Annotated in this window: 4 protein-coding genes; all 4 read right to left on the bottom strand. The window is 61.1% G+C overall.

Going from position 1 to position 3,279, the window contains the following annotated elements; translation table 11 throughout:
• Positions 1–160: 160 nt before the first annotated feature.
• Complete coding sequence (locus D9C15_RS32795) at positions 161–661, bottom strand: DUF2199 domain-containing protein (RefSeq protein ID WP_128003656.1); 501 nt, start codon at positions 659–661, stop codon at positions 161–163.
• 873 nt (positions 662–1,534) lie between these two features.
• Complete coding sequence (locus D9C15_RS32790; protein ID WP_128003655.1) at positions 1,535–1,993, bottom strand: hypothetical protein; 459 nt, start codon at positions 1,991–1,993, stop codon at positions 1,535–1,537.
• A 141-nt stretch (positions 1,994–2,134) separates the two neighbouring features.
• Positions 2,135–2,641, bottom strand: a complete 507-nt coding sequence (locus D9C15_RS32785; RefSeq protein WP_164886970.1) for a DUF2059 domain-containing protein — start codon at positions 2,639–2,641, stop codon at positions 2,135–2,137.
• Between the two features lie 136 nt (positions 2,642–2,777).
• A partial coding sequence (locus tag D9C15_RS33830) for a hypothetical protein (RefSeq protein WP_205854975.1) occupies positions 2,778–3,279 on the bottom strand: 502 nt, incomplete at its 5' end.

Raw genomic sequence — 3,279 nt, 5'->3', positions numbered from 1 at the left:
ACGACGAGCAGGGCAGGGCGGCACATTGGTTGGTCGCGAGGCCTAACGTTTGAGCTGAGGCGACCGCCGCGGGTTGGCACTTGGGCCGCGAGCCCGATGATATGCACCACGGGTTCGCGGCCCAAGAGCCAAGCCGTGGAGGGTCGCCTCGAGCGAAGGGTTAGGCCGCACTTTGCGGGATGAGACTGCTGTACTGGGCAGCGCGATGAGCAGTGATGCCGCGGAGCTGCTCTCCCACCAACGGATGCTCTGCGGGGCTTAGCGAAACGACTGGCCGAGTAGTGGGGCCCGTAAGAGACAGAGAAGCCGACAAGCCAAGCGACGGCGGGTGGATGGGAATGTCGTTCGCAACCTCGGCGTTGAAGGCTGGCTCCTCGGCTTGCTCTTCGTCATCCCACAGTTCGTAGACTCGCTCAAAGGTCTGCTGCGACACCTCGACCCAGATACCGACGTTGTACGGACGCTCTCGTTCGGCGATTGGAAGCGGAAGTAGAGCGCGTATGAAGAACCTCTTCCCGTCCAGGACGCACAAGTCCTTGTTCTCCTGAATGCGGGCCTCGCGTTCTTCTGTCGAAAGAGCGGCTACCTCATCGGGGCGGACGAAGGTGAGTTCGAGCTCGTCGAGCGGGTGCTCGTATCCGCATTCGGCGCAGAGGGGCATGGGTGTGTGGTGTGCGGCCTAACGTTTGAGCTGAGGCGACCGCCACGGATTGGCGCTTGGGCCGCGAGCCCGATGATATGCACCACGGGTTCGCGGCCCAAGTGCCAAGCCGTGGAGGGTCGCCTCGAGTGAAGGGTTAGGCCTCACCTCCCGGTAGTGCTCACAGGTAGCTTGGTGGAGTGGTCTGCAGGTCGGCGTGTAGCTTCTTTACTAGCTCGATCGCCACGCCGAGTGGCCATCCGTGATCTAGGCTATCGAGTTCCCCAACGGCGGGACGCGGACGCTCGGCGTCGACTTGCCCACCGGTAGCTGGACGACTTGCTCTGGCATGGAGAAGACCGTTTCGAAGAACGACCGGCGTGCCGAGGTCGCTTAGATCCAGCGACGGTACTCTCGGGATGAGACTCGCTCGGTGTAGTTCAGGTGGCACATACGACCACTTCTCTTTCAGACCTGCCCTATAGAGGGGGTCGTTCTTGAATCGGGAGGCGGGAGGGGAGAACGTATTGACCTTCTCGAACCAGTGCAGACGAACCCACTCGAAGATATACGACTCCAGGAAGCTAGCTGCGAAGACGATCTCGCGACGTTTCGAGTGCCTGCCATCCAGTCCCTGTGCTTCGCGTCTGGCGTCGTGGTACCAGTCCTCGGCGAAACTGGCGTGCTGCCAGACAGTCGGCGCGTGGCACTCGAACTTCAGTTCTTGCCCAGCAAGTGCAGCGGTCCGTGAAGTTCCCATAGGTTGCCGTGAGGCCTAACGTTTGAGCTAAGGGGCTGACGCCGGGAAGGCGCTTGGCCCGCGAGGCGGATGATGACAGTGAGAGCCTCGCGGGCCAAGTGCCTTGCCGGTGGCAGTCCCGCTTGAGCGAAGGGTTAGGCCTCAGCCCGAAAGCCCTGAAAGTGATGCCAAGCATTCCTCCACTCGGCCGGGAGATCCGAAGGTTTGAATCGACGTTCCCAGTTCGATGAGCCGTGCGCCGCGTGGGCTACGCAGAGCTTGCCGACTGCGCGCTTGGTGGCTACCCAGTACTGCGGTGGCTCGTTCGCCTCTGGGGAGCCCAGCCAAACGAAGACCACGAACTGATTCTTTGGTGCCTTGGACCAACTCTCTTCCGTCTCGCGAAGAATGAAGCTGGACGATCTGTCTGGATGGCACGACTTGACCTGAACGAATGCGACGGCTTGTCCGTCCTTCTGTCCGACCAAGAGGTCGTCTCCAGAAAAGTTCTCCGGCAGGAGAGCGTTCGGAATTGCGCGTTTGGACAGTTCGGCGGCGACGTACAACTCGCCTGCGTGACCGCCGAGCTTCTTCACCCACTGCGGAGTAGCCATATGTGTGCTCTGAGGCCTAACGTTTGAGCTGAGGCGACCGCCGCGGGTTGGCGCTTGGGCCGCGAGACCGACGATATGCAGCACGGCCTCGCGGCCCAAGCGCCAAGCCGTGGAGGGTCGGCTCGAGCGAAGGGTTAGCCGTCACCGCGCCGCCTTGATGTCGGCAACAGCCTTCTCCATGGTCGCTTGCATGCGCGGTAAGAGCGACTGCATCCTCGTCTGAGTCAGCGCCATGGACTTCTGCATCACTATGGGCGTCTTCGCCACAAACGCCTTACCGACTGGGCTCCGATAGAAGGCAATGAGTCCGTCAATCTCTTCCTGCTCGAACGTCTCGCTATACACGAGAACGATGTCGGGCTTGATCTTCTGCCAGCCCACCTCTTCTCGCATCAGATCAGTGAACTTGCGCGGCACGGAGTTGAAGATCTCCTCTTGCGAAAGAGTCAGCGGTCTTCCTCCAAGTCCCTGAACCATTCCTTGACGCATGGCGCCCTCAATGTTTGCGTACATCGCCTCAAGCATGGACTCCGCGTTGACGAGCGATAGCAGTTCTTCGATGGACGTCTGCGATGGTGGTTGGGCGCGCGCATTGAGCGCGACTAGTAGGCTGGCGACAAGTATTGAGCTACTGATGGGCCGCTTCACGGTGACTCCCTTGACGGCTAACGTTTGAGCTGAGGGGCCGGAGCCGGGAAGGCGCTTGGCCCGCGGGACGGATGATGGACCCCACCGGCGCGCGGGCCAAGTGCCTTGCCGGCGGAGGTCCCTCTCGAGCGAAGGGTTAGGCGTCATCGCTCGACTTGCCATCCCCTGAACTGCGCTTGAAGAAGTGGGCCCAGGCTAGTCCACTGAAGCCGAGTACGCCGGCAACGAGGCTTCCATTCTCTTTGAGTGCGATGAACATGCCTGGCAAGTACTCTGGCGCGCCGACGAATCTGTACTTGTCGCCTTGCGCCTCAAGGTAGAACCCTGCCCAGACAACCACAACTAGGCTCGCTACGGCCAGCAGGACAGTCACCGTCCCCCATACCCACACGCCAAGTTGCACGGCTGATCCCGCCTTCATAGTCGAACCTCCCATCTGCTTGGCGCCATGCCGAAATCGGCTCTTGTGTCCCTTGCATCGAGAATGGGGCGGTTCTGCCCACTGTTGCTTCCTGCTTCGGCGCAAAGAGAAGCGGTGTTCAGAGGAAGTTGCGAGCAGGAACGAACGCTCATTCTGACGCCTAACGTTTGAGCTGAGGCGACCGCCGCGGGTTGGCGCTTGGGCCGCGAGCCCGATG

The organism is Piscinibacter defluvii, assembly GCF_004011805.1.
Taxonomy (GTDB): Bacteria; Pseudomonadota; Gammaproteobacteria; order Burkholderiales; family Burkholderiaceae_C; genus Piscinibacter; species Piscinibacter defluvii.
This window is presented reverse-complemented; position numbering and strand designations above follow the sequence as displayed.